This is a genomic window from Sporosarcina thermotolerans (assembly GCF_030067815.1).
Classification (GTDB): Bacteria; Bacillota; Bacilli; order Bacillales_A; family Planococcaceae; genus Sporosarcina; species Sporosarcina thermotolerans.
On the sequence record NZ_CP125968.1, the window covers coordinates 1812068 to 1837429 of the forward strand.

22 protein-coding genes and 5 pseudogenes are annotated in these 25362 nt (G+C 41.4%); 17 read left to right on the forward strand and 10 right to left on the reverse strand.

Going from position 1 to position 25362, the window contains the following annotated elements:
• Together QNH10_RS10395 and QNH10_RS10400 are read right to left on the reverse strand one after the other, a co-directional pair.
• Positions 1-1388, reverse strand: a pseudogene (locus tag QNH10_RS10395) (MFS transporter).
• Between the two features lie 204 nt (positions 1389-1592).
• Positions 1593-2329 (reverse strand): annotated as a pseudogene (locus tag QNH10_RS10400) (enoyl-ACP reductase FabI).
• Positions 2330-2562: 233 nt separating this feature from the next.
• Here QNH10_RS10400 and argC point away from each other — a divergent pair.
• From argC to QNH10_RS10425, 5 genes and pseudogenes are all read left to right on the forward strand, one after another.
• Positions 2563-3595: pseudogene (argC, locus tag QNH10_RS10405) on the forward strand (N-acetyl-gamma-glutamyl-phosphate reductase).
• 15 nt (positions 3596-3610) lie between these two features.
• The gene (gene argJ / locus QNH10_RS10410) at positions 3611-4834 is read left to right on the forward strand and encodes a bifunctional ornithine acetyltransferase/N-acetylglutamate synthase (RefSeq protein WP_283734524.1); all 1224 of its coding nucleotides are present in this window, start codon (positions 3611-3613) and stop codon (positions 4832-4834) included.
• Positions 4797-5462, forward strand: coding sequence for an acetylglutamate kinase (gene argB, locus QNH10_RS10415; protein WP_347178033.1), 666 nt, complete (start codon positions 4797-4799; stop codon positions 5460-5462). The genes argJ and argB overlap by 38 nt, the downstream gene beginning before the upstream one ends.
• Positions 5463-5571: 109 nt before the next feature.
• Positions 5572-6714 (forward strand): acetylornithine transaminase, encoded by a 1143-nt coding sequence (gene argD / locus QNH10_RS10420; protein WP_283734525.1) that lies wholly within the window; start codon positions 5572-5574, stop codon positions 6712-6714.
• A gap of 149 nt (positions 6715-6863) precedes the next feature.
• On the forward strand, positions 6864-7793 hold the full coding sequence (locus QNH10_RS10425; protein WP_283734526.1) for a stalk domain-containing protein: 930 nt from the start codon (positions 6864-6866) through the stop codon (positions 7791-7793).
• A gap of 143 nt (positions 7794-7936) precedes the next feature.
• Here QNH10_RS10425 and nspC read toward each other — a convergent pair.
• From nspC to speD, 7 genes and pseudogenes are all read right to left on the reverse strand, one after another.
• Positions 7937-9084, reverse strand: a pseudogene (gene nspC, locus QNH10_RS10430) (carboxynorspermidine decarboxylase).
• Between the two features lie 17 nt (positions 9085-9101).
• The gene (locus tag QNH10_RS10435; RefSeq protein WP_283734527.1) at positions 9102-10301 is read right to left on the reverse strand and encodes a saccharopine dehydrogenase family protein; all 1200 of its coding nucleotides are present in this window, start codon (positions 10299-10301) and stop codon (positions 9102-9104) included.
• A complete protein-coding gene (gene speB / locus QNH10_RS10440) occupies positions 10286-11176 on the reverse strand; it encodes an agmatinase (protein ID WP_347178034.1) in 891 nt (296 codons plus the stop codon). The genes QNH10_RS10435 and speB overlap by 16 nt, the downstream gene beginning before the upstream one ends.
• Positions 11166-12017, reverse strand: coding sequence for a polyamine aminopropyltransferase (gene speE / locus QNH10_RS10445; RefSeq protein ID WP_283734528.1), 852 nt, complete (start codon positions 12015-12017; stop codon positions 11166-11168). Before speE ends, speB begins: the two co-directional genes overlap by 11 nt.
• Positions 12014-12604 carry an Orn/Lys/Arg family decarboxylase gene (locus tag QNH10_RS21135; RefSeq protein WP_283734614.1) on the reverse strand — a complete coding sequence of 197 codons (591 nt, stop codon included), beginning with the start codon at positions 12602-12604 and terminating at the stop codon, positions 12014-12016. The genes speE and QNH10_RS21135 overlap by 4 nt, the downstream gene beginning before the upstream one ends.
• Positions 12599-13473, reverse strand: a pseudogene (locus QNH10_RS21140) (aminotransferase class I/II-fold pyridoxal phosphate-dependent enzyme); the annotation flags it as partial. The pseudogene QNH10_RS21140 and the gene QNH10_RS21135, both read right to left, overlap by 6 nt.
• 11 nt (positions 13474-13484) lie before the next feature.
• Entirely contained in the window at positions 13485-14297 is an 813-nt protein-coding gene (gene speD, locus QNH10_RS10460) for an adenosylmethionine decarboxylase (protein ID WP_283734529.1), read from the reverse strand.
• Positions 14298-14518: 221 nt separating this feature from the next.
• Here speD and QNH10_RS10465 point away from each other — a divergent pair, with 221 nt between their 5' ends.
• The 12 genes from QNH10_RS10465 to QNH10_RS10510 all read left to right on the forward strand — a co-directional run bounded on the left by QNH10_RS10465 (position 14519) and on the right by QNH10_RS10510 (position 24696).
• Positions 14519-14941, forward strand: a complete 423-nt coding sequence (locus tag QNH10_RS10465) for a DUF1801 domain-containing protein (RefSeq protein WP_283734530.1) — start codon at positions 14519-14521, stop codon at positions 14939-14941.
• 111 nt (positions 14942-15052) lie between these two features.
• On the forward strand, positions 15053-16948 hold the full coding sequence (locus QNH10_RS10470) for a PrkA family serine protein kinase (protein ID WP_283734531.1): 1896 nt from the start codon (positions 15053-15055) through the stop codon (positions 16946-16948).
• Between the two features lie 69 nt (positions 16949-17017).
• Positions 17018-18175, forward strand: a complete 1158-nt coding sequence (gene yhbH, locus QNH10_RS10475) for a sporulation protein YhbH (RefSeq protein ID WP_283734532.1) — start codon at positions 17018-17020, stop codon at positions 18173-18175.
• On the forward strand, positions 18172-19578 hold the full coding sequence (locus QNH10_RS10480; protein WP_283731522.1) for a SpoVR family protein: 1407 nt from the start codon (positions 18172-18174) through the stop codon (positions 19576-19578). Before yhbH ends, QNH10_RS10480 begins: the two co-directional genes overlap by 4 nt.
• Positions 19579-19874: 296 nt before the next feature.
• Positions 19875-20384 (forward strand): GNAT family N-acetyltransferase, encoded by a 510-nt coding sequence (locus QNH10_RS10485; protein WP_283731523.1) that lies wholly within the window; start codon positions 19875-19877, stop codon positions 20382-20384.
• Between the two features lie 42 nt (positions 20385-20426).
• Entirely contained in the window at positions 20427-20921 is a 495-nt protein-coding gene (locus tag QNH10_RS10490) for a GNAT family N-acetyltransferase (RefSeq protein WP_283731524.1), read from the forward strand.
• Between the two features lie 11 nt (positions 20922-20932).
• Positions 20933-21766: an aminoglycoside phosphotransferase family protein gene (locus QNH10_RS10495; protein WP_283731525.1), complete on the forward strand. Its 834-nt coding sequence runs from the start codon at positions 20933-20935 to the stop codon at positions 21764-21766.
• A gap of 186 nt (positions 21767-21952) precedes the next feature.
• The gene (locus QNH10_RS20605) at positions 21953-22546 is read left to right on the forward strand and encodes a GTPase (protein ID WP_347177862.1); all 594 of its coding nucleotides are present in this window, start codon (positions 21953-21955) and stop codon (positions 22544-22546) included.
• Entirely contained in the window at positions 22536-22841 is a 306-nt protein-coding gene (locus QNH10_RS20610) for a DUF697 domain-containing protein (protein WP_347177863.1), read from the forward strand. The genes QNH10_RS20605 and QNH10_RS20610 overlap by 11 nt, the downstream gene beginning before the upstream one ends.
• Entirely contained in the window at positions 22826-22960 is a 135-nt protein-coding gene (locus QNH10_RS20615; RefSeq protein WP_347177864.1) for a hypothetical protein, read from the forward strand. The genes QNH10_RS20610 and QNH10_RS20615 overlap by 16 nt, the downstream gene beginning before the upstream one ends.
• An 8-nt stretch (positions 22961-22968) precedes the next feature.
• Complete coding sequence (nadX, locus tag QNH10_RS10505; protein ID WP_283731526.1) at positions 22969-23769, forward strand: aspartate dehydrogenase; 801 nt, start codon at positions 22969-22971, stop codon at positions 23767-23769.
• A 6-nt stretch (positions 23770-23775) separates the two neighbouring features.
• Positions 23776-24696 (forward strand): methyl-accepting chemotaxis protein, encoded by a 921-nt coding sequence (locus QNH10_RS10510; protein ID WP_283731527.1) that lies wholly within the window; start codon positions 23776-23778, stop codon positions 24694-24696.
• Between the two features lie 213 nt (positions 24697-24909).
• Here QNH10_RS10510 and QNH10_RS10515 read toward each other — a convergent pair whose 3' ends face one another.
• Complete coding sequence (locus QNH10_RS10515) at positions 24910-25335, reverse strand: YusW family protein (protein ID WP_283731528.1); 426 nt, start codon at positions 25333-25335, stop codon at positions 24910-24912.
• Positions 25336-25362 lie beyond the last annotated feature (27 nt).

Here is a 25362-nt window from a genome sequence, read left to right on the forward strand (position 1 = left end):
TTATTTAGCTTCGCTTTTGCCAGCATTATTTGGAACTAAGAAGATAATCGATAACAATGCGATAGCTGCGAAAATGACGTTAGCAATGATACCTCCAGTTGCTGCTACATGCACGCCGCTACTTGTTGAAATCATTGCATACACGGTTGCTGAGATGGCAACTCCAAAAGCGGAACCAAGTGAACTTGCCATTTTATAAATTCCTGACGCCGCACCAATTTTTTGTCCGGTGCATTCGATACGGCAGTGTCTGTAGAAGGTGTTGCATAGATCCCTAAGCCTAATCCAAACAAAGCGAATCCTATAAATACGACGGCTGTATATGCAACGTCTGGTAAAAATGTTAACCCCATCACTCCAACACCGATGAGCGTTAAAATAGTACCCCATAGCATTGGTTTTTTCGCACCAATTTTTTGAAGGATCTTCTCTCCAACACGGATCATACCAAGTACGGCAATCAAATAACCGATGGAAAGCATCCCTGATTGGAATGAAGTAAACCCTCTTCCTTCTTGTACATAGGTGTTCGCAACGACCAGGGTTCCAGCGACGGCATTTAATAAGAAGTTTGAAACAGTTGCACCTGTATACGGCATGTTTTTAAATAATTTAAAATCGATTAATGCATTGTCCTTGCCATTTTCAACTTTAATGAAGACGATCGCACCAATAACTGCAACGGCTAACAATACAATCGTAATCCAATTAGTCCAACCAAATCCAGCACCTTGAGTGATGAAAATATTTAATGCCAACATGGTGATGATGAATACAATCAGACCGTTGACATCAAATTTGGAGTTCCCTGTTTGTTTCGCTTTACTTTCAGGTGTGTCTTTAATTAACCACAAGGCAACAATGGCGAAGATAATGGAAAAGATGAAAATCCACTTCCATCCCATATAGGTTGCAACTGCTCCGCCAAATAACGAACAAACTCCTGAACCACCCCAAGAACCAATCGACCAGTAACTAAGTGCCCGTTGTCGTTCTGCACCTTCAAAATAATCTTTCATCAATGCGATGGTAGCAGGCATAATGCAGGCGGCAGATATACCTTGTATAACCCGACCAATAATAAGTAAAAATGAACCGGTTGCTAATACTAAACAAAGTGAACCGATAATACTTAGAAATAGCCCGATATTTGTCAGTTTCTTTCGCCCATACTTATCGGCGAGGCCACCCGCTGCTACTATGAAAATTCCCGAAAAAAGTGCTGTTAAACTAATTGCGATGTTCAATGTTCCGGATGAAACACCTAAATCATTCTGTACTGCAGGAACAACATTGACCATTGCTTGAGCAAATAACCAAAACGTCAATACACCAAATACAATTCCTGTGATTAATTTATTGGTACCTTTATAGGCAGTTGTCATCATGTGCTCTCCTTTTAACATTCTTCAGTTTATTATCTGCAGGATTTCTGACTCTATGTATACAAACGGAAATAGAAAATAACTTAGGGAGATTTTCAACAGGTATTGTTAGAAGCAGTCGGACAACCAAAGTGTGCAGTTTCGTGTACAAAGAGACAGATTACCGTCCCAAAGGCAAAAAAAAGAAGCCATTAGGCTCCTCTTTTTTTACCCCATAATATGATATCCGCCATCGACGTAAATAACTTCTCCGGTAACTCCGCTTGATAGGTCGCTTAACATTGCGATTGACATCTTCGCAACTTCTTCATTCGTAATATTACGCTTCAAAGGTGCCTTCTCTTCAATTTGACCTAAGATCTTATTGAATGAAGGAACGCCTTTTGCTGACAATGTACGTACAGCACCTGCAGAAATCGCATTGACACGAATTGCTTCTTTTCCAAGATCATTTGCTAAGTAGCGGACAGACGCTTCAAGCGCGGCCTTTGCTACTCCCATGACGTTATATCCGTCAAGAACGCGTTCCGCTCCCAAATAACTCATCGTAATGATTGAGCCGCCTTCTGTCATAAAGCGACGTGCTTCTCTCGCTGTTGCGACAAGTGAGTATGAACTCGAATCCTGCGCAAAAGCATATCCACTTCTTGTCGTTTCGACAAAGTCATTCTTTAAATCTTCAGCGTGCGCAAATGCGATAGAGTGTACGACGCCATGGATCGTACCAGTTTTTCACCGATTGATGAGAAAGCTTGTTGGATACTTTCATCTTCATTGACATCGCATTGTACGATCATTTTCGGTTCCAGACCATTGCTTTCCAATGCTTTTTCAAGCTTTGCAAGAGAACGTTCTTTACGATATGTGAAAATTACATTTGCACCGACTTCAAAAAGGGATTTTGCTACTCCCCAAGCAAGACTTCTTTCATTCGCAACACCCATAACGACAATGTTCTTATCTTTTAGTTTTAATAAATCCACTATTATATCCTCCTTAAAAAGCTAATACCTAATATTAGTACCTGATAATAACAAAATTATAACATACTCTCCCACAATTCAACACTTCAATTCAACGGATGTGAATATAAACAGAGAAAATATTTATAAAAATGCAGTTGACTTTATATTTATGCATGGATATACTACTTTTAATGGTAAAAAGGAGTGGGGACATGAAGATTGGAATCATTGGCGCCACAGGATACGGGGGCCTTGAATTGATGCGATTACTGCATCAGCATCCGGAAGTTCACGTAATCGATTTATACACATCTTCTGAAGAGGGACAGTGTTTTCATCGAAGTATCCTCATACAACCAATTTGTATGATCAATCTCTGTTAAAAATTGATCATGCGCAATTAATCGACTACGACGTCCTATTTGCAAGTACGCCAGCAGGGGTTACAAGTCAATTATTGCCTTCTTTCATCGGAAAAGGACCAAAGCTGATTGACCTTTCTGGTGACTTCAGATTGAAGAATTCCAGAGATTATGAGCTTTGGTATAAGAAGTCACCCGCACCAAAGGAAGCTGTCGAGCAAAGTGCATACGGCTTGACGGAATGGAATACGGAAGCAATCCATAAGGCTGAGTTAATCGCGAATCCAGGTTGTTATCCAACAGCGGTCCTTCTTTCTTTATTGCCACTTGTTAAGGAACGGCTAATCAATGCAACGGGGCTGATTATCGATGCGAAAAGTGGAGTGTCGGGAGCGGGGAACACACCAGGACCGATGACACATTTCAGTGAGACAAATGAAAATCTATCAATCTATAAAATTAATCAACATCAGCATATCCCTGAAATTGAACAGGGAATCGAACAGTTTGGCAATCAAAAAACACCTGTGACATTTACAACGCATTTAGTCCCGATGACTCGGGAATTATGGCAACAAGCTATGCACCAATTAGGGAAGGCGTTACTGAAGAGCAGCTTATCAATTGTTTAAAGGACTATTACGAAGGTCGGCCATTCATCCGTGTCATGCCGGATTCACCGAGATTTTGCACGAAGCAAGTGTATGGCACGAACTTCTGTGATATCCATGTCAAAGTGGATTCGCGGACGAATCGGGCGACTGTTGTTTCCGTCATCGATAATTTGGTGAAGGGTGCAGCGGGCCAGGCGATTCAAAATATGAACGTATCATTCGGGTTAAAAGAAACGCTTGGGTTGCATCAAGTCCCGTTATTCATATAAAGAGGAGGAAACGATATGACGATTGCCATTCAACAGGCAAAACACGTTTCGGGAACAAATATCACTTCACCGAAAGGTTTCAAAGCAATCGGTATTCATTGTGGATTAAAACATAAAAAATATGATTTGGCAGTTTTACTGAGCGAAGTTCCGGCGAGTGTAGCAGGGGTTTTCACTACGAATGCAATTCAAGCCGCACCCCTCATCGTAACGAAGGAAGTCGTCCAAAAAGGGAAGATGCAAGCGGTAATTATCAATTCTGGTAACGCGAATGCGTGTACAGGGAAACAGGGATTGTTGGATGCATTGACGATGCAGGAAAAGACCGCCCAAAAGTTCGGCATTGCATCTGACTTGGTCGGCGTCGCTTCAACAGGCGTAATCGGTGAGAAATTGAATATGGAGCCCCTGTTGAATGGGATTGAAAAGTTGACTCCAGTTGACAGCTTGGAAGGCTCGATTCAATTTTCGCAAGCGATTTTGACAACAGACACCGTCATGAAAAACACTGTCTATCGAATGGAAGTCGATGGAAAAGAGGTCATGATAGCTGGTACAGCAAAGGGTTCAGGCATGATCGAACCGAATATGGCAACAATGTTAGGCTTCATAACGACTGATGCAGAAATTGAAACAGTCCATTTACAGGAAGCATTGAAAGCAGTGACGGATGTAACGTTCAATTCGATTACGGTTGATGGGGACACTTCTACGAATGATATGGTCCTGGTCCTTGCAAATGGGATGGCAGGAAATTCTTCTCTGAACCCGGCGCATCCTGATTGGAACGCTTTTCTTCATACCTTACACGCCGTGGCCCAAGATCTTGCGAAAATGATTGCAAAAGACGGTGAAGGGGCGACGAAATTAATCGAGGCGGAAGTAAATGGGGCACTATCTGACCTTGAAGCGCGAAAAATCGCAAAAACGGTTGTTGGATCTCCACTTGTCAAAACAGCGGTATTCGGATGTGATGCGAACTGGGGAAGAATCATTGCGGCAGTCGGGTATAGCGGCGCATCCGTAGATCCTTTAGGGATTTCCATTAAAATTGGCGAAACGTTGGTTGTGAAAGATGGCGAACCAGTTATCTTTTCGGAAGAGCAGCTGCTTCTTTATTTAAAACAGCCCGAAGTGAAAATCCTCGTAGAATTGAATAAGGGAAGCGGACACGGAATCGCATGGGGGTGTGATTTGACATATGACTACGTCCAAATCAATGCATCATACCGAACATAAACGAATCGTCATCAAATTAGGCGGCAGCATGCTTGAACGTATAAGTGATGAGTTTTTCACAAATTTCAACGAAATGCGGAACGAGGGAAATGAAATTATCATCGTCCATGGCGGAGGTCCATTCATCAATGAGGCGTTGAAGGAGAACGGCATTGAATCGAAAATCGACAATGGCATCCGGGTGACATGTGAGAAATCCATTTCAATCGTGAAGCAGGTGTTGATTGGGGATGTCAATACGTCACTCGTCCATCAATTGAACCAGAATGGCATCGAAGCGATCGGCCTTAACGGATTCGATGGCAAACTATTGGAGTGCTCCATATTAGACGAGAAACGTTATGGCTTCGTTGGAGACATCCAATCGGTGAATAAAACAATGATTGAAAAGTTGCTTGCTGCAAATATTGTGCCGGTGATTACCTGTATCGGTTCAACGAATGATGGCCATTCACTCAATATTAATGCAGACACGGTTGCAAGCTTTATCGCGCTTGCCATCGGGGCGGATAGTCTTCTACTTGTGACGGACACACCGGGGATAAAGATTAACAGCAAGATTCAGCAGATTGTCTCCCCTGAGCAAGTTGCCAATTGGATTGAAGACGGGGATATTTATGGGGCATGATTCCTAAAGTGAACGCGGCAATTGCTTGCCTGGATGCAGGTGTTCCAACTGTTCAAGTGGTAGATCAATATTTGACCGGAACGATTATTGCATACGAGGGGGTATTGAATTGACCTTTTTATTCAAAAACTATTCAAGGCGGCCTATCCATCTTGTAAGCGGGAAAGGAACGATTGTCCAAGATGACAAGGGTAAACAGTATCTCGATTTCATAAGCGGTATAGCTGTTGTCAGCTTGGGTCACGCACATCCGGCAATTGTCGAAACGATAAAAAATCAGAGTGAAAAGCTTTGGCATGTATCCAATCTTTTTGAAAGTCCGGAACAGGAAAAACTTGCAGAAACATTGACGAAAAATACACGGTTCGCTCATGCATTCTTTTGCAATAGCGGGGCGGAAGCGAATGAAGCCGCTATAAAACTTGCAAGAAAGCATACTGGTAAACATGTCATCATCACATTCGAGCAATCCTTCCATGGGCGTACATTTGGGGCAATGGCGGCAACCGGCCAAGAGAAGATTAAGCAAGGGTTCGGTCCAATGCTTGAATCTTTCCGAACGGTTCCGTTCAATGACCCGGCAGCACTTGAAGCTGCAATAGACGATGATGTTGCAGCGATCATGCTTGAAGTGATCCAAGGTGAAGGCGGAGTTCATGAGGTCACTGCTGAATTCACAGATGCAATTGCGGGTATTTGTAAGTCAAAGGGGATTTTATGCATTGTAGATGAAGTGCAAACTGGAATCGGCAGAACTGGAACGCGCTATGCTTATGAGCAAACTTCGCTTGTTCCGGACATAATGACGCTTGCAAAAGGACTCGGTGGGGGATTCCCAATTGGTGCCATGCTTGGGACTGCTGAGTTGTTCGATGCATTCACACCCGGGTCTCATGGGACGACTTTCGGTGGAAACCCCCTCGCTATTTCTGTTGCACAGACGGTTGTGGATTATATCTTTGATGGCTCCTTTTTAAAAGAAGTTCAACATAAATCGGATTATTTAATTGGAAAATTAGAGTCGGCATTGCCGAAGCAGTTTGATGTTAGGGGTAAGGGGTTGTTACTTGGCATTGATTGCAAAGAGGATGTTACTTCTTTTATAAGTAAAGCGGAGGTAGTGGGTCTTCTTGTCGTTCAGGCTGGACCGACTGTCATTCGGTTGCTGCCACCATTGACGGTAACCGAAGAGGAAATCGATCAGGCAGTAGATCTTTTATCATCTGTCTTACTTATTCCGAGTTTAAACTGAGAGGCATTAGTTACAAAACCGGATTTCACGAACTGTGGAATCCGTTTTTGTATACTAAAATATAAAATTAGTAAACGAAGAAAAAACATGTAACTATTAGCAAAGTTTTCCGTCTAACTCGTTGAAAACCAATTGAAGGAGAGAGAGATATGAAAAAAATTGGAGCAATCGCGTTAACAGCGCTATTAGCGAGTTCCGCATGGGCAACCACGTATTCTGTTCAAGCAAAAGAGAACGTGATCCAAATGGAGAATGGAGACGTGAAGGATGCTTCTGTCTACATGAAGGAAACAGGGGTTATTACGAATATCGAAAACCGTGAAAATGCTCGAATGGTAACTGTGGAAAGTGATGAAGGCGGAATTACGAACTTCATGATAACAAATGACACGCTTCTTTTCCATAGCGGAAAGACTGAAAGTTTCGGAGCCGATAAGTTGCAAAAAGGGATGAAAGTCGAAGGCTATTACGATAAAAACAAGCCTATGATTTTGATATACCCAGCCCAAATAACACCTGAGCTATTCTTTGTAATGGATGAAGAACATATGGGCAGCGTTAAAGTAGGGAAGTTTGATGAATCTTTCCTTAGTTTAGACGGGGAATTGAAATTGAACATCGGTGAAGAAACAGTATTAGTGAATCAGCAAGGCAAAAAAATTCAACAAGCAGATCTAAAAGGTAAAGAATTAATCGTATTTTACTCAATTATGACAATGAGTTTACCGCCACAAACACCACCAACCAAAATCATTGCTTTAGATACATTAGAGTCAGAAAAGTATATGCGTGTCATGAACATCATTGAAAAAGATCATTACATGAAGGATGGCGTGAAAATGATTCCGCTGCGCAAGGTTGCAGAGGAACTTGGTTATTTGGTTATATCACGTGGGGAAGTGAATGGAGCAATTCTTACAAGAGATGGGGAGAATCGTTCTTTTACAATTACCCGGGGCACAAAGTCGTACGGATTAAATAAAAGCATTCGTCAATTTGCAGTTGCACCTGAACTGATCGGTGGCAATAAAACATATGTATCAGAAGAATTCTTGAACATGCTTCTCTCAGATGAATGACATAAGATAAATGAAAGCCTGAAACGAAGGGACCGTCAAAGACGAGCGTTTCAGGCTTTTTCTATTGGTTGTAAAGAACAATAGACGATTATATTAAAGGGTTAGCCTGACGCAAATGATGCGGTAGGCTAACCCTTTAATTTTTATGACAAGCGTTCTTTAAAGTCGTCGTACCTGAATTCTTTGATCACTTTCGGTCCGTCATTTACGGTATTCAGTACGATTGAAGGCAAGTTCATGCCGTTGAAAGTATTGTTCTTCACCATTGTGTAATGAGCCATGTCAGTAAATACGAGTTTATCTCCTGCTGTTAACGGCTGCTCAAATGAGTAATCGCCGATGACATCTCCAGCAAGGCAAGTAGGACCGCCGAGTCGGTAGGTGATGGATTTCTCGTTTGGCTTTCCGGACCCTACGATTTCAGGACGATACGGCATTTCCAATACGTCAGGCATATGACAGGAAGCTGATGTATCAACAATAGCAATTGGCATACCGTTTTGCATCGTATCTAAGACAGTCGTTACAAGGAATCCGGTGTTTAAAGCAATTGCTTCGCCTGGCTCTAAATAGACATCCAGTCCATACTTTTCCTTCATGAACAGTATCGATTCGATGAGCGTTTCAATATCATAGTCCGGCGGGTAATATGATGACCGCCTCCGAAATTGATCCATTTCATGCCTTTCAAATTCAAATACTTGCCGAATTTTTCATCCACGACTTTGATGGTTCTTGCAAGTGTGTCGGAATTCTGTTCGCACATCGTATGGAAATGCAAGCCGCTAATGCCTTCAAGTTCTTCCGGTTCGAAGTTCTCAAGCGTCACTCCGAATCGTGAAAATGCGAAGCAAGGATTATACATATCGACTTCAATCTCGGAATACTCCGGGTTTATCCGAATCCCGCATTCAATCGGTTTTGGATGGTTTTTCACTCTGTCCTTGAACCGTCTCCATTGGTCGAATGTGTTGAACACGAGATGGTCGGAATACGACAAAACTTCGTCAAAATCTGCTTCTGAATAGGCGGGAGAGTAAGTGTGAACTTCTTTCCCCATCTCTTCAAAGCCTAATTTCGCCTCCAATAAACCACTTGAAGTCACCCCGTTCAAATACTTTCCGATAAGCGGATAGACGGAGTACATCGAAAACCCTTTTTGGGCCAATAAAATTTTACAACCTGTTCGGTCAATTATGGACTTAAGCAATTCCAAGTTTTTGATCAACAGCCCTTCGTCCACTACATATGAAGGGGAGGGGACTGCATGTGGATCGAAATTCAATTTCATTAGTTGCATGCCTCCTATCAATCGATGAGTTCCGGATTGAAGTCTTCCTGCCAAGGCAGCCCATATTCGTTCAATGCTTCCATGAATGGATCTGGATTGAACTCTTCTACGTTATAAACGCCAGGTTTTTTCCATTCGCCTTTCATCAATAGCATTGCACCAATCATTGCAGGAACGCCGGTTGTGTAGGAAATCGCTTGGGAACCGACTTCACGGTAGCACTCTTGGTGGTCAGATATGTTATAGACATAGTATGTCTTCTCTTCGCCATCTTTCGTACCTTGGAAAATACAACCGATGTTTGTTTTTCCTTTTGTACGTGGTCCAAGGGAAGCTGGATCCGGAAGTACAGCCTTCAGGAACTGTAATGGTACCATTTCCTGGCCTTCGAAATTAATCGGCTCAATCGAAGTCATCCCGACATTTTCAAGTACTTTTAAATGTGTCAAATACTTTTCTGAGAATGTCATCCAGAAACGGATTTTCTTGATGCCATTAATGTTTTGTGCAAGTGACTCCAATTCTTCATGATATAGAAGGTAAACATCTTTAGGACCGATTTCAGGCAAATCATAAACACGTTTTTCGGAAAGTGGAGGAGTTTCGATGAACTCACCGTTTTCCCAATAGCGGCCGTTTGCCGTGATTTCACGGATATTGATCTCTGGATTGAAGTTCGTTGCGAAAGGATAACCATGGTCTCCAGCATTGGCGTCAACGATATCAATCGTATGGATTTCATCAAAGTAATGCTTTTGTGCATAAGCGGAGAAGACTCCTGTTACACCTGGGTCGAAACCGCATCCAAGGATTGCAGTTAGGCCAGCTTGTTCGAACTTTTCGCGATATGCCCACTGCCATTTATATTCGAATTTTGCCGTATCAAGAGGTTCATAGTTCGCAGTATCCAAATAGTGAACACCTGTAGCAAGGCATGCATCCATAATTGTTAAGTCTTGGTATGGAAGTGCAACGTTAATGACGATTTCAGGTTTGAAATCATTGATGAGTTCAATCAGTTCATCAACATTATCTGCATCAACTTGTGCAGTTTGAATCTTTGTTCCTCTTCCGTCAAGTTTTTCCTTCAACGCATCACATTTCGATTTCGTACGGCTTGCGATGCAAATTTCTTCAAACACATCTGGGACTTGAACACATTTGTGAACTACTACACTTGCAACTCCACCTGCTCCAATGATTAACGCTTTACCCAATCAAAACACCACCCATAATTATTTTTCTGTATGAACTGCCAGTAAAAGTTCTCGAAGAACTTTACAAGCAACCGCGGTAGAAACTCCGCTTTGATCGTAAATAGGGACAGTTCGTTCACATCGCAACCTACAATGTTAAGTCCGCTCACTGTCAAAACACCTTGCAATAACTCCATGAAGCTTACACCGCCAGCTTCAGGAGTACCTGTACCAGGGAAGACGGAAGGATCCAAAACATCCAAGTCAATCGTTAGGTAAACTGGTTTCCCTTTTAAACTTTCAACAACTTCTTCAAGACCGTTAAAGTTAAATTTATTCGTGAAGACATGATCTTTGCCCCATTCAAATTCACTTCGATCGCCTGAGCGGATTCCGAATTGGAAAATCCTATTGTCGCCTAAAATGTCCCATACACGATGAATGACGCTTGCATGCGATAATTGTTCGCCAAGGTATTCATCCCTCAAGTCTGCATGCGCGTCAAATTGGATGACGTGCAAATCGGGATATTGCTTTGCGACAGCTCGAATTGCGCCAAGTGTCACGAGATGCTCGCCACCAATCATACAAGGGACTTTGCCGTCCTCGACGACTTTTTGAGTGTATTCTTCAATCCTGCCTAATGCCTTTTCAGGATTCCCGAAACTCAGTTCAAGATCCCCGCCATCGTACACGTTGATATCCTCGAGGTCCTTGTCTTGATAGGGGCTATATGTTTCGATTCCGAATGATTCTCCACGCATCACCTTACTCGCAAAGCGAGTGCCTGGTCGAAAGGAAGTGGTCGAATCAAATGGGGCACCAAAAATGACAATGCGGGATTCATCGTATTCATTATCGCACCCGATGAAAGTTTCAATGTTTTTATTCAACATCTTTTAATTGCTCCTTTACGTAATTCGGCAAAGCAAACGAACCGACGTGGATGTCTGTATTGTAATACTTCGTTTTCAGTCCAAGCTGGTTCCAAGCATCTGCGTTCAAGTCATTGATAGGGTCATACTTTTTAGAGGCAAAACCGAATAGCCAATGACCGGATGGATACGTCGGAATATGCACTTGATACACTTTACAGACCGGGAAGAATCCGGTGATCCGCTTATGTGCCCGTTGCATGCCAAGCGCATCCTCTTCGTAAAAAGGGCTCTCGTGTTGATTGACAAGTATGCCATCTTCGTTTAACGCCTTGTAACAGTTACCGTAAAATTCTCTTGTGAACAGTCCTTCGCCTGGCCCGAATGGATCCGTCGAGTCGACGATGATCAAATCGTATTCGTTTTCATGGGAACGGACAAATTTCAACCCATCTTCAAAGTGAAGATGGACACGCGGATCGTCTAATTTAGAAGCAGTTTGCGGAATGAATTCCTTGCATACATCGACAACCATCTCATCGATTTCAACCATATCGATATGCTCAATTGTTTCGTATTTTGTCAATTCCCTTACTGTGCCGCCATCACCAGCACCAATGACAAGCACTTTCTTTATGCCTGGATTGGTCGCCATCGCTACATGTGTGATCATATCGTGGTAGATGAACTCGTCTTTTTCAGTGACCATGACTAATCCGTCGAGCGTTAAAACACGTCCGAATTCCGCTGTCTGAAGCACATCAATTTTTTGGAACTCGCTTTTCCCAGTATATAGATGTTCCAAGACTTTTATGGAAAATAGGACATTTGGCGAATGATTTTCGGTAAACCATAAATTCATTGCTCAGTCTCCTTCAAAACATTGATATGTTCGATTTTGCTATCTTCCGTACCTGTCATGAAGCTCCCTTTGTCTTTGCAGTATTGAATGTATTTTAAAATATCAGGGGTGATCATTTCACCTGGCGCTAAAATCGGTATTCCGGGAGGGTAGGCCATGACGAACTCGCTCGCGATTCGACCAGCACTTTCATTAATAGGCAGCGTCTCCTTTGGCGCATAAAACGCTTTTTGGGGTGTGTAGACGACTTGCGGATTGATATATTCATGATCGAATAATCCGCCCTTATCCTTGCTGTAGCGCCTTTTGATCTCCGCGAGGGCTGATACGAGCCTCTCAAGATCTAAACGACGGTCTCCGACTGATATGTATGCTAAAAAGTTGCCGATATCCCCAAATTCGATTTGGATGTCGTACTCGTCTCGAAGAATGTCATAAACTTCAACCCCAGCTAATCCAATTTCAAGTGAATGGACGGAAAGCTTTGTTGTATCGAAATCGTAAATCGTATCGCCATTTCGTAATTCCTCAGAAAAAGCGTAGTACCCACCGATTTTATTGATTTCATCCCGTGTGTACTGTGCCATTTCTCCAACCTTCCGGAAAATGTCCTTACCATTCAATGCAAGGTTTTTTCGTGAGATATCTAATGAAGAAAGAAGTAAATACGAGCCGCTAGTCGTTTGTGTCAAATTGATGATTTGTCTTGTGTACCCTTCGCTCACTTCATTATTAATCAATAGCAAAGAGCTTTGGGTCAGTGAACCACCCGATTTATGCATGCTTACGGAGGCCATATCGGCACCGACAGACATTGCAGAGGCAGGGAGTTCGTCACTAAAATAGAAATGAGTTCCATGCGCCTCGTCGACAAGGACAAGCATTCCGTGACGATGTGCAAGATCCGTGATTGCTTGCATATTCGAACAAATCCCGTAATAAGTCGGGTTATTTATAAGAATTGCTTTAGCGTCAGGATTTTCAAGGATTGCTCTTTCGACATCCTTAACGGCCATCCCGAGAGGAATTCCAAGCTCTTTATTGACACCTGGATTGACATAAACAGGAACTGCCCCGCTTAGGATAAGGGCATTAATAGCGCTGCGATGCACATTACGGGCATGATAATCTTTTCCCCCGCCTTACATGCAGTCATAACCATCGCTTGTACGGCAGAAGTCGTCCCATTCACCATGAAAAAGGCGTGCTTTGCACCGAATGCTTCAGCCGCAAGCTCTTCGGCTTCACGAATGACAGAAACCGGGTGAATTAGATTATCCAACGGTTTCATCGAGTTAACGTCGACTGTCATGCAATTCTCGCCTAAAAAAGCGGTCAGTTCCGCATTGCCTCTGCCACGTTTATGGCCAGGAACGTCAAAAGGAACGACACGCATTTTTTTGTATTTGTTTAAGGCCTCCATAATTGGAGCCTTCTGTTGTGAAAGAATGTTCATTTTTCGTCCTCTCACTCTTCATATATATTGGAACCGCTGAATATTTCAATCATCTCTTTGCGCAAATTGTTTGTAATGTTCAGCCTTTCCTTCGGTGGTATTTCATAGACATCCGTATTGAAAAGGTAATTTTGCAAATTGATATCTTTAATCAGCAGTTTTGTATGGAAAATGTTGGATTGATATACGTTCACATCTATGGCATCATACTTTTGTAACGTTTCACTGTCGATGTAGTCTTGTATGGACGTCATCTTATGGTCCATAAACAACTTCTTCCCTTTATCATCACGAGTAAACCCTCTTACACGGTAATCAGTCGTAATAATATCGGAATCGAAGCTACCGATTAGGTAATCCAAAGCGTTCAACGGGGAAATTTCCCCACAAGTTGATACTTCGATATCGACACGAAAAGTAGCAATTGAATTATCCGGGTGATACTCAGGATACGTATGGACAGTGACATGGCTTTTATCTAAATGACCTACAACGGAATCCCGGGTTTTTAAAATATCGATTTCGCCAAGATTACAAGATTCATCTATTACGGCAACTGGAAGTGACTCCTCTGTAATAAGGATTGTCACACTTGCGCCTTGTGGATCATAATCCTGTTTGCTGACATTCAATATTTGTGCACCGATAATCTTGGTAACCTCATACAGAATATTTGTCAAACGCTCAGAATTGTACTGCTCATCGATATAGGCAATATAATCTTTTTGCTCCCGCTCACTTTTTGCATAGCTCACATCATAGATGTTGAAGCTAAGTGTTTTTGTGAGGTTGTTAAAGCCGTACAATTTCAGCTTATTTTCCAACCTGAATATCACTCCTTTTTTCGACAATATCGGTAAAATCATTCTAATTATAAAGTAAAAAGTTAGCTAGTCAAGATAATTTATTTGCACTTTGCACTCCAGTCGTCTAACCTCTCTACTATTAGGTAAATGAAGGAGTTTTGGTGCTTTTAACACTATTATATGTTCTGTATAATAGCAAGTAATTGAATCATTCAGATTTATAGGAGGCGGGATAAAAAATGTACGAACAAAAGACAAAGGAAACGGACACTAGTGTCATTGAATTCATCGAAGCTGTAGAAAGTCCTAAAAAGCGTGAAGATGCTTATAGGCTCTTGGATATCTTCACCGAAACGACAGGTTTTGATGCGAAAATGTGGGGACCTACAATAATCGGTTTTGGATCTTACCATTATGTATATAAAACTGGGCATGAAGGGGATGCACCATTAGTGGGGTTTTCACCACGCAAGGCGAAAACAAGCCTCTATTTTGCTACAGGTGATACTGAACGGGATGAATTGTTGAAGCAATTTGGGAAACATACATCAGGAAAATCTTGTGTGTATATAAACAAAGTAGATGATATCGATATCGAAGTCTTGAGGGACCTAATTGTCCAATCTGTCACGTTTCTCAGAAAAAATTATCCAGAATCCTAATAAAGGCGGCTAAATGAACTTATTCATTTAGCCGCTTATTTTGTCAGTCTCATTTTACTGAGTTCTCCTGCATATAATGGTTGAAACCACGCCCTGAATGGAGGGAAATGAATGGATATATTGCGGAAAGTCGAACACTTCCGTGAAGAGGAAAACAGGTTGAAGTGGGAAGGCACCTTTGAAGAGTATTTGAACGTTTTAAAAGGCCGTAGGGAAGTTGCGCAAACTGCTCATTCTCGTGTGTATGAAATGATTAAGAGCCATGGGGAAACAAAGAAAAACGGTCAATCTAAATTCCACTTTTTTGATGATGAAATTTATGGGCTTGAAGATACAATCGAACGGTTGGTAAATGAATATTTTCATCCTGCGGCAAAACGACTTGATGTCAGAAAGAGAATCCTTTTGCTAATGGGGCCGGTCAGTGGAGGAAAATCGACCATTGTCACGCTGTTAAAACGCGGTTTGGAACAGTATTCAAAAACAGATGATGGGGCTGTATATGCCATTAAAGGCTGTCCGATGCATGAAGACCCGCTACATTTAATTCCTGATTATTTAAGGGATGACTTTTTTGAGGAATTCGGCATTCGAATTGAAGGCAGTCTTTCTCCATTGAACACGATGCGCCTTGAAAAGGAATACGATGGGCGGATTGAAAATGTATTAATAGAAAGGATTTTCTTTTCGGAGGATAAACGGGTGGGAATTGGCACATTCACTCCATCCGATCCAAAATCTCAGGACATTGCCGATTTAACAGGCAGTATCGATTTCTCCACGATTGCCGAATACGGATCCGAATCAGATCCGCGTGCATATCGATTTGATGGTGAGCTGAATAAGGCGAACCGAGGAATGATGGAGTTTCAAGAGATGCTGAAATTGGATGAGAAGTTTTTATGGCATCTTCTTTCATTGACCCAGGAAGGGAATTTCAAAGCAGGTCGGTTTGCTCTTATAAGCGCGGATGAATTAATCGTTGCACATACGAATGAAACGGAATATAGGTCTTTCATTTCCAATAAAAAGAATGAAGCGCTCCATTCCAGAATTATCGTCATGCCGATCCCTTACAACTTGAAAGTAAGCCAAGAGGAAAAGATTTATGAAAAGATGATTCGGGAAAGTGACATGTCCCATGTTCATATAGCTCCACATGCCCTTAGAGTTGCAGCTATCTTCTCTGTATTGACGAGATTAAAGGTTTCGAAAAAACAGGGCATCGATATTGTAAAGAAGATGCGACTATATGACGGAGAAAATGTGGAAGGCTTTAACTCTGCAGATTTGGAAGAATTGAAAAAGGAATACCCGAATGAAGGAATGGACGGAATTGACCCAAGATATGTTATTAACCGGATATCGTCGGCCATCATTCGAAAAGAAGTGGATGCCATCAATGCCCTGGATGTGTTGCGTGCATTAAAAGAAGGATTAGATCAGCATGCATCCATCTCAAAGGAAGACAGAGAAGAGTATTTGAATTATATCTCTATCGCGCGTAAGGAATTTGATGAGATTGCTAAAAAGGAAGTTCAGAAAGCATTCGTCTATTCGTATGAAGAATCCGCTAAGACAATGATGGATAATTACCTCGATAACGTGGAGGCTTTTTGTAATAAACATAAATTGAAGGATCCACTCACTGGCGAGGAAATGAGTCCGGATGAAAAGCTAATGCGGTCTATTGAAGAACAAATTGGAATTTCTGAGAATGCTAAACGGGCTTTCCGAGAAGAAATTCTTATCCGGATCTCAGCATATGCAAGGAAGGGCAAACGGTTCGAATACAAATCGCATGAGCGGTTACGTGAGGCCATTCAAAAGAAACTCTTTGCGGACCTGAAGGATGTTGTCAAAATTACGACCTCATCCACTACACCAGACGAAACACATTTGAAAAAAATCAACGAAGTCGTTGCCAGACTTATTGATGAATATGGCTATAATTCAGTTTCTGCAAATGAATTATTACGTTATGTCGGAAGCCTCCTAAACCGTTAATAGATTTCAATAACCCGCCAGTCGTTGCATATACTAAAAAAATGAATGGACTGGGGTAGGTGAATAGTATTGCATGACAATCAAAACGAGTCTTTTGTCGTCTCTCAGGAAGACTGGACGCTTCACCGAAAAGGCTACCAGGATCAGAAACGTCATATGGATAAAGTGAAAAAAGCGATTCATAGCAATTTACCTGAATTGATCACCGAAGAAAGCATTGTTATGTCGGACGGCAAAGAGATTATCAAAATACCAATACGGTCGTTAGATGAATATAAAATCCGGTACAATCACGATAAGTCTAAGCATGTCGGGCAAGGCGATGGGAAGAGCCAGGTGGGTGACGTTGTTGCGAGTGACGGAAAACAAGGCAACGGTAAAGGAAAACAGGCAGGCGATCAGCCAGGCAAGGACTATTATGAGGCCGAAGTATCCATTGCTGAAATAGAAGCGGCCTTATTTAAAGAATTGGAATTGCCGAATCTTGAACAACGAGAACAGGTGGATATTACCGACGATACAATCGCTTTCAATGATATAAGGAAAAAAGGTCTTATCGGAAATATTGATAAAAAGAGAACAATTATTGCTGCATTCAAACGGAATGCAATGGATGGTAAAACCGGAATCATGCCAATCTATAACGATGATTTGCGGTTTAAAACTTGGGATGAGGTCACAAAGCCCCAATCCAGTGCAGTCGTTCTGATGATGATGGACACAAGTGCCTCAATGGGCACCTTTGAAAAGTATATGGCAAGAAGCTTCTATTTTTGGATGATGAAGTTTTTACGCACAAAATATGAAAAGGTAGAAATTGAATTCATAGCCCACCACACGATTGCTAAAGTGGTGTCGGAAACTGATTTCTTTTCCAAAGGTGAAAGTGGAGGGACAATTTGCTCGACCGCTTATGAAAAAGCGCTCGATCTTATTTCAAAGAAATATAATCCGACACGTTTTAATATTTACCCTTTCCATTTCTCAGATGGGGAAAATATGTCATCGGATAACGGGAAATGTTTATCGTTGGTGAATGAATTGATGGAAGTCTCAAATATGTTCGGTTATGGGGAAGTGAATGCCCATAGCCGATATTCAACACTGATGAATACGTACAATAAAATAGAAGATCCGAAATTCCGTCATTATGTACTGAAAGATAACAAAGATGTTTACCATGCATTAAAGAAGTTTTTCCACAAGCATCAGGAGGGATCCGAATGACGGACCGCAGGGCACTGCAATATGCGGTTGAAGAAATTACGGAGATAGCCAAAGGTTTCGGACTGGATTTCTATCCGATGCGGTATGAAGTCTGTCCAGCAGATATTATTTATACATTTGGTGCTTACGGAATGCCTACACGGTTCTCTCATTGGAGTTTTGGAAAACAGTTCCACAAAATGAAGTTGCAATATGATTTAGGGCTGAGTCAGATTTATGAATTAGTGATCAATTCAAATCCTTGTTATGCATTTTTGCTCGAAAGCAATACACTGTTACAAAATAAGCTGATCATCGCCCATGTTTTAGCCCATTGCGATTTCTTTAAAAACAATGCAAGGTTTGCGAATACGCGACGGGATATGGTAGAAAGTATGACTGCAACAGCGGAACGTATAGCAAATTATGAAATGACTTATGGAAAAGACGAAGTTGAACAATTTTTGGATGCGGTGCTTGCGATTCAGGAACATATCGATCCATCACTCGTAAGATGGAGATATGGCAATGAAGAAGTAGAGGAAGAAGAAACGAAACCCATCCTTCGTAAAACTGCATACGACGATCTTTGGGAAATTGATAATCGTAAACTATCATCGCCCACTTTGGAAACAACAAGAAAAAGAGTTCCTGCTCAACCGGAAAAGGATATACTGCTTTTCATATTGGAGCATAGTCGGGAACTCTCAGAGTGGCAGCGAGATATTTTGACGATGGTTCGTGAAGAGATGCTTTACTTCTGGCCACAAATGGAAACGAAAATCATGAATGAAGGTTGGGCAACATTCTGGCATCAACGGATCCTTAGGGAAATGGACTTGACGTCAGACGAAACAATTGAATTTGCTAAATTGAATGCGAACGTTATTCAACCGTCAAGAACATCCATTAATCCATATTATTTGGGACTGAAGATTTTCGAGGATATTGAACGCCGATACGATAATCCTACCAAAGAAATGATGGAGTTTGGGGTGACTCCGAATTCGGGTAGGGAAAAAATGTTTGAAGTTAGGGAAATGGATTCCGATATTTCATTCATAAGAAACTACTTGACCAAGGAAATCGTGCAACAAGAAGACATGTATGTTTTCGAGAAAAAAGGAAGTTATTATAAAATATCAGATAAAGAATATCGAAATGTGCAAGAGCGGTTAATCGCGCAACGAGTAAATGGTGGATTTCCTTTTATCGTCGTCCACGATGGGGACTACGTTCGAAATGGTGAGCTTTATCTGGTGCATAAGTTTGAAGGAACGGAATTAGATGTCCCCTATTTGGAGAATGTCCTTCCTTATATACATCAATTATGGGGCCGTATCGTCCACTTGGAGACGTATACAGATTCTAAACAAATCGTGTTCTCGTATGATGGGAAAAAGGTTCATCGAAGATATGCTTGAAGAGAATTTGGCCGTCGCATTGGATGAGTTGTCCAAGTGGCGGCTTTTTTGTGAGGGTTTTTTGTAGGTCAAAGGTAACGAAAAGACGATATAAATGTGAAAGTGACCGATAACTTCGCCAGATTGACCGATAAAATTGTAAAAGTGACCGATAACTCCACTAAACTGACCGATAAAATTGTGAATATGACCGATAAGTTTTAGATCATGGTCAATTCTCTTCAATTAAATTTGTACAATTCTATTATTCTGTAATTTGCGGTAAACTAATAGAAATGGGGCAGGGGGAAAAGGGAATGCAAATGAGAGAAGCAATATTAGAAGATGTCGAAGCGATTGCACGCGTACATGTCGATAGTTGGCGGAGTACATACAAAGGGATAGTGCCAGATTCTTATCTTCAACAATTATCATACGAGCAGCGCGCTGAAAATTGGCGTCGCGGCATAGGTCATAACACAATATTTGTAGCTGAGAGTGAAAGAGGAGAAATAGTTGGTTTCGCAACCGGTGGAAAAGAGCGAACAGGTAATTATGGTGTAGATGGCGAGTTATATGCAATCTATCTAATAGAGGAAGCGCAAGGGGGAGGGATAGGAAAAACGCTGACGATGGAGATTGCAAATAAACTAAACAAACAAGGACTTTCTTCCATGTTAGTATGGGTGCTTGAACTTAATCCGTCTAAGAAATTCTATGAAGCACTCGGCGGGAAACCACTTGCTGAGACCATGATTGAAATCGGTGGAGAACAATTTAAAGAGATTGCATATTATTGGGAAGATATCGGGAAGATAGGGGAATGAATTTATGCCCCCGTATAATTATTAAAGAAAGAAGGAAATCAAATGAAAGTCAGGCAGGTTAAACCACCCGATGCAGAGCAATTAGTAAAATTGATCAGTCATGTAGAAAGTACATCCGATTTTATGTTATTTGAAGCGGGTGAGCGAAATTTATCTGCGGAGCAATTTCGAAAAAGAATCGAATCATTTGGGGAGGATGCGTCCACCATTCTCATTTCTGAAAATGAGGGAGCATTGACTGGATATTTAATGGTAATTGCAGGTGGGTCAAAAAGAAATAAGCACTCGGCCTATTTAGTGATTGGAATTTCAAGGGAGTTTAGAGGGCAAGGGATTGGCAAAGCACTTTTTGCGGAGCTTGACAATTGGGCCCGCAAACAAAATCTCCATCGTCTTGAATTAACAGTGATGAAAACGAATGCCCCTGGCGTTGCCTTGTATGAAAAGGCTGGCTTCCAGATCGAAGGAGTGAAAAAGAATTCCTTGCTCGTTAATGGTGAATACATCGATGAATATTACATGGCGAAGTTAATATAAGGAGATGTAAAATGGACATTCCTCATTCATTTCAGGAAAAAATAATAAATTGCTTTGGTGTCTCGGGTGAAACTTGGCTACACTCATTGGAAGCAAAAACAAAAGAAATAGCGGAGAAGTGGGAACTGACACTCGAAAATCCAGTGGCCAATCTATCCTATAATTATGTCATCAATGTCAGCGACAAGAATAATAACCAATACATACTGAAGATGGGTTTGCCAGGTTTTGATTTCCAAAATGAATTACGGACTGTGCAACTTTACGATGGTAGGGGTTGTGCAAAGGTGATTCAAGCGAATCTGGATGCCGGTGCTATGTTACTCGAAAAGTTGCAGCCTGGAAAAATGCTTTCTGAAATTGAAGATGAACATGTCGTTATCCAAACGTTCTGCGAGGTATGGCGATCAATCCGCAGGCCACTGCCAAATACCGGGGAATTTCCAACGATCACGAACTGGGCATCTGCATTCGGAAAATACATAGGCTTGTATCTAGCTAATGATGGTCCGATTCCCACTGAACACGTTAAAGTGGCTGAAACATATATAGAAGAAATCATGCAAACTTCAACGGACATTCAATTATTGCATGGTGATTTGCATCATGAAAATATCTTGTATTCCAATGAGCGAGGCTGGCTGGCAATTGACCCAAAAGGGGTTGGGGGCGATTCACACTTTGACCTAATTTCTTTCATGATCAATCATCTATTCTCCAAGCCTAACCCAAAAAAGCTGTTAAAACTACGAGTCGATGCACTCTTGGATCAATTAAGTTTGGATCGTGAAAGGTTATTGAAAGCGGCTGTTGGGTTGGACTTTATATGCGTGTTGGAGTATTGAGGATAAAGATCCCGATTGGAAGGATACTTACCAATGTGCTTTATGGTTTGATGAATTATTAAATGCATAGAACCTATCCCGCCTTCACTTTTTATCAATGCCTTATAGGGGTATGATTAATGTACTGAAAACTTAACCACATACTATCCGTACTATAGACAGACATTAAATGGGAAGGTGATCCGAGTGGAAAAGCAATGGATGTCGAATGAAGAGTTTGACCAGATATTTGACGAGAAATCATCCGAAATCAACGAACAATTGGAAAGTGAAATTCTGATTGCTATGATTGGTGACGTCAATGCGGGTAAATCATCAACCATCAATCGACTAATGGGATCTGAAGTCGCTCAGGTAGGTGCGAAACCCGGTGAAACAATCGAAATTAGGAAATTCATTTTTAAGGACAAAATCATTTTCGTCGATACACCAGGATTGGATGATATATATACGGAGCATTCCGCCGAAACATTGAAGTTTTACAAACAGGCCGATCTAATTTTATTCTTCCTAAATGCAGCGGGAACTGTTTTATCAGAAACGGAACTAAAATCACTAAAGAAAATCGCTAAAGTGAATAAAGATATAATTCTTGTGTTGAACAAAATAGATGCAGCGGACGATATACCAAGTTTGGTGAAATATGTCGAGGAGCACACGGATTATAACTATCCTATCACTCCGATATCCTCGCGAACCGGAGAAAATATCAGCTTGCTTCAAAAAGAAGTGCTTGATTTACTCGAGACGAAAAAAAAAAGACATTTTAATGGCCGCTAATATGGCCGATAAATCGGCGATTGCGAATCGGTGGATATTGGGGGCAGGGGCTTCTGCAGCTGCAATCGGTGCAGTACCGATACCTGGCTCGGATTTTGTTCCCCTCACTGCTTTGCAAGTAAGTCTGATGTTAAAGCTGTCGACACTCTACGGGAAACCGATAACGAAAGACAAAGCTAAGGAACTGATCATTGCTACGATTGTAGGAAATATCGGAAAGACAATCTTTAGGCAAATCGTAAAAGTAGTTCCTGGTGCAGGTATGGTAGCGGGGCAAGCGTGGCTGGTGGGATGACAATTGCCCTTGGACATGCCGTGAAATACGCGTATGAAAACGATATCGATTTAAACCCGAAATCATTAAAACCAATCTATCAAATGTATCTCAAAAAGGCCTCTAAAAATAAGGATTAACGAAAGGATTGATTCCAATCAGGATTGGTCTAATCGGAAAAGGCAATTTAGGCTTGTTTCTCTTACGAAAAATAAATCACGAAAAAATCCTTAAAGACTACAAGATTGTCTCTATATTAGATGAACGAGAAAAAGCGAAAGACGAACTTTCCATACTTGCAGAAAAATACGATTGTGACTCGTTTCAAGACATTCATTCATTCTTAAAGTCAGGCATCGATATCGTAGTTGAATGCGCTAATATTGAAACTGCCAAGTTGTACGCTACAGAAGTCATTAAAAAGAAAAACCTACTGTTGATTAGCATTGGAGCATTTGCCGATACTCCTTTTGCCGAAATTTTAAAAGAGGACGCACGGAAATACGGAAATCGCGTTTATCTACCATCGGGTGCAATTGGCGGATTGGATGCATTGAAGGCGGCAAAATTGGCTGGTGGGTTGGAGTCTGTAATGTTGACAACAAGAAAGCCTGCAAATTCACTATCTGATGAAATTATTTCAGGGGAGCAAATCTTATTCGAAGGCTCAGCCCGTGAAGCGATAAAACAATTCCCTAAGAATGCAAACGTTGCAATTGTCTTGTCTTTGGCGGGATTAGGGGTGGACAAGACAGCTGTCCAAATAATAGCAGATCCAGCTGTTACCCAAAATACTCATCAGATTGAGGTAATTGGTGCCTTTGGGGAGTTTGTCTTGACGATTAAAAATAACCCATCACCAGATAATCCGAAGACAAGTCATATTACTGGATCGAGTATTATAGCAACACTCGCTAACTTGGAAAGTGAAATCGCAATAGGAACATAAAAGCAAATGGGGGAACGACATGGACAGATTATTGAACAGGTTACAGATGATCATGTAGTTAAATCTCTTGAAAAAAATCTCGCAATTATTCGATTTGACTTAGATCATAGAATCGCTTTTGTGAATGATATCTTTGCGAATGCAATGGGATATACGAAAGAAGAGATGATTGGAATCGCTCATAAGGATTTATGTTTCGATGATTATGCAAATAGTAGGGAATATGAACTGTTTTGGAATGAATTGAAGCGTGGAATAAGCAAACAAGAGAAGGTTGTGCGAAAGGATAAGAGAGGTAATAAAGTGTGGCTCGAAGCAACGTATATGCCTGTTTTCAGTTCGAATGGAAGTAGGGTGATCGGCATTTCAAAAGTCGCTTCGAATATTACTTCTCGGCAAGCATCCATCACATCGGTTGTTGAAGAGCTGAGTCAGATGGCAGAAGGATTGACCGAACGAGCGGATATTGGAATAGTACGAAGTAAGGAATTGTTAGCCCTTATCGAAGACATTGCTGATATATCCCGTACCAATACAAATACCTTGGGTAATTTAGAAACCCATGTTGAGAGTATTCAATATATCGTAAAGACGATTAGGGAAATTGCGGCGCAAACGAATTTGCTGGCTTTAAATGCTGCAATTGAAGCGGCAAGGGCAGGCGAGCATGGACGAGGATTCGATGTCGTTGCAAAAGAAGTAAGAAAATTGTCAGCAAGGGTGGAAAAATCGATTGTTGAAGTACGGGAAGGAGTAGAAGCAATTACAGCGGAAATCCAAAACATCTCCAAAGGGACGACGCTGGCTGAGGAAAATGTGGACCGTTGTCAGCAAAGAATTGAAGTGGCGATGGAAGATTTCCTGAAAATTGCTTCATCGGCATCTGAACTCGACAAACAGTCGAAAATTGTATCGAGTGTAGTTTAAAAGCAAACGAGCAGGTGAAGGGAAATGTTCAACTGAACAAGAATCCTTCACCTGCTTAATTACTTGTACAAGCGCTCGTACTACCCCTTCTGCCTTTCCATTCCAAGTAAACCGCCTCCTCAAACTACTTGTCTATCCCTTTACCCTTTTTCATAAATGTTTAATAAAGTAAATAAGACATCGAATGCCGTTTTGGCCTCCGATGCCTCACCTCTATTTAGAAAACATAATTTCCTTGCTATCGTGTCCTTTAAATGTGACCTCCAACCGGATCATTTTATAATCCTTGAAACCGAATGCCTCAGCCGTTTTCGTGATTAATTCGGTTTCATCGGCTTCGGGATTAGGGTCAAGTTTTTCAAATGCCTCCATTATTTTCTTTAGTGCCTTTTTGCCGTGAAGGGTAACATCATCCTTCTTATTTAAATATTCCGCTTCAGAACGGTCCTTTTTTTCTATAAAGCTTGCTTTAAGGGCTTCTTTTTGTTCTTTCGTCTCAATCTTGACAGTGAATGCTTTGATGCCGTATGTTTCGACCACTTCGCTTGCTTTCTCTTTCGGTATAATATTTTGGTCGCTACAAGCAGATGCGATAAGCAATAATTGTACTAAGAAAATAAAGAAAACTATTTTTTTCATTTAACTATTCATCCTTTCCAATGCACT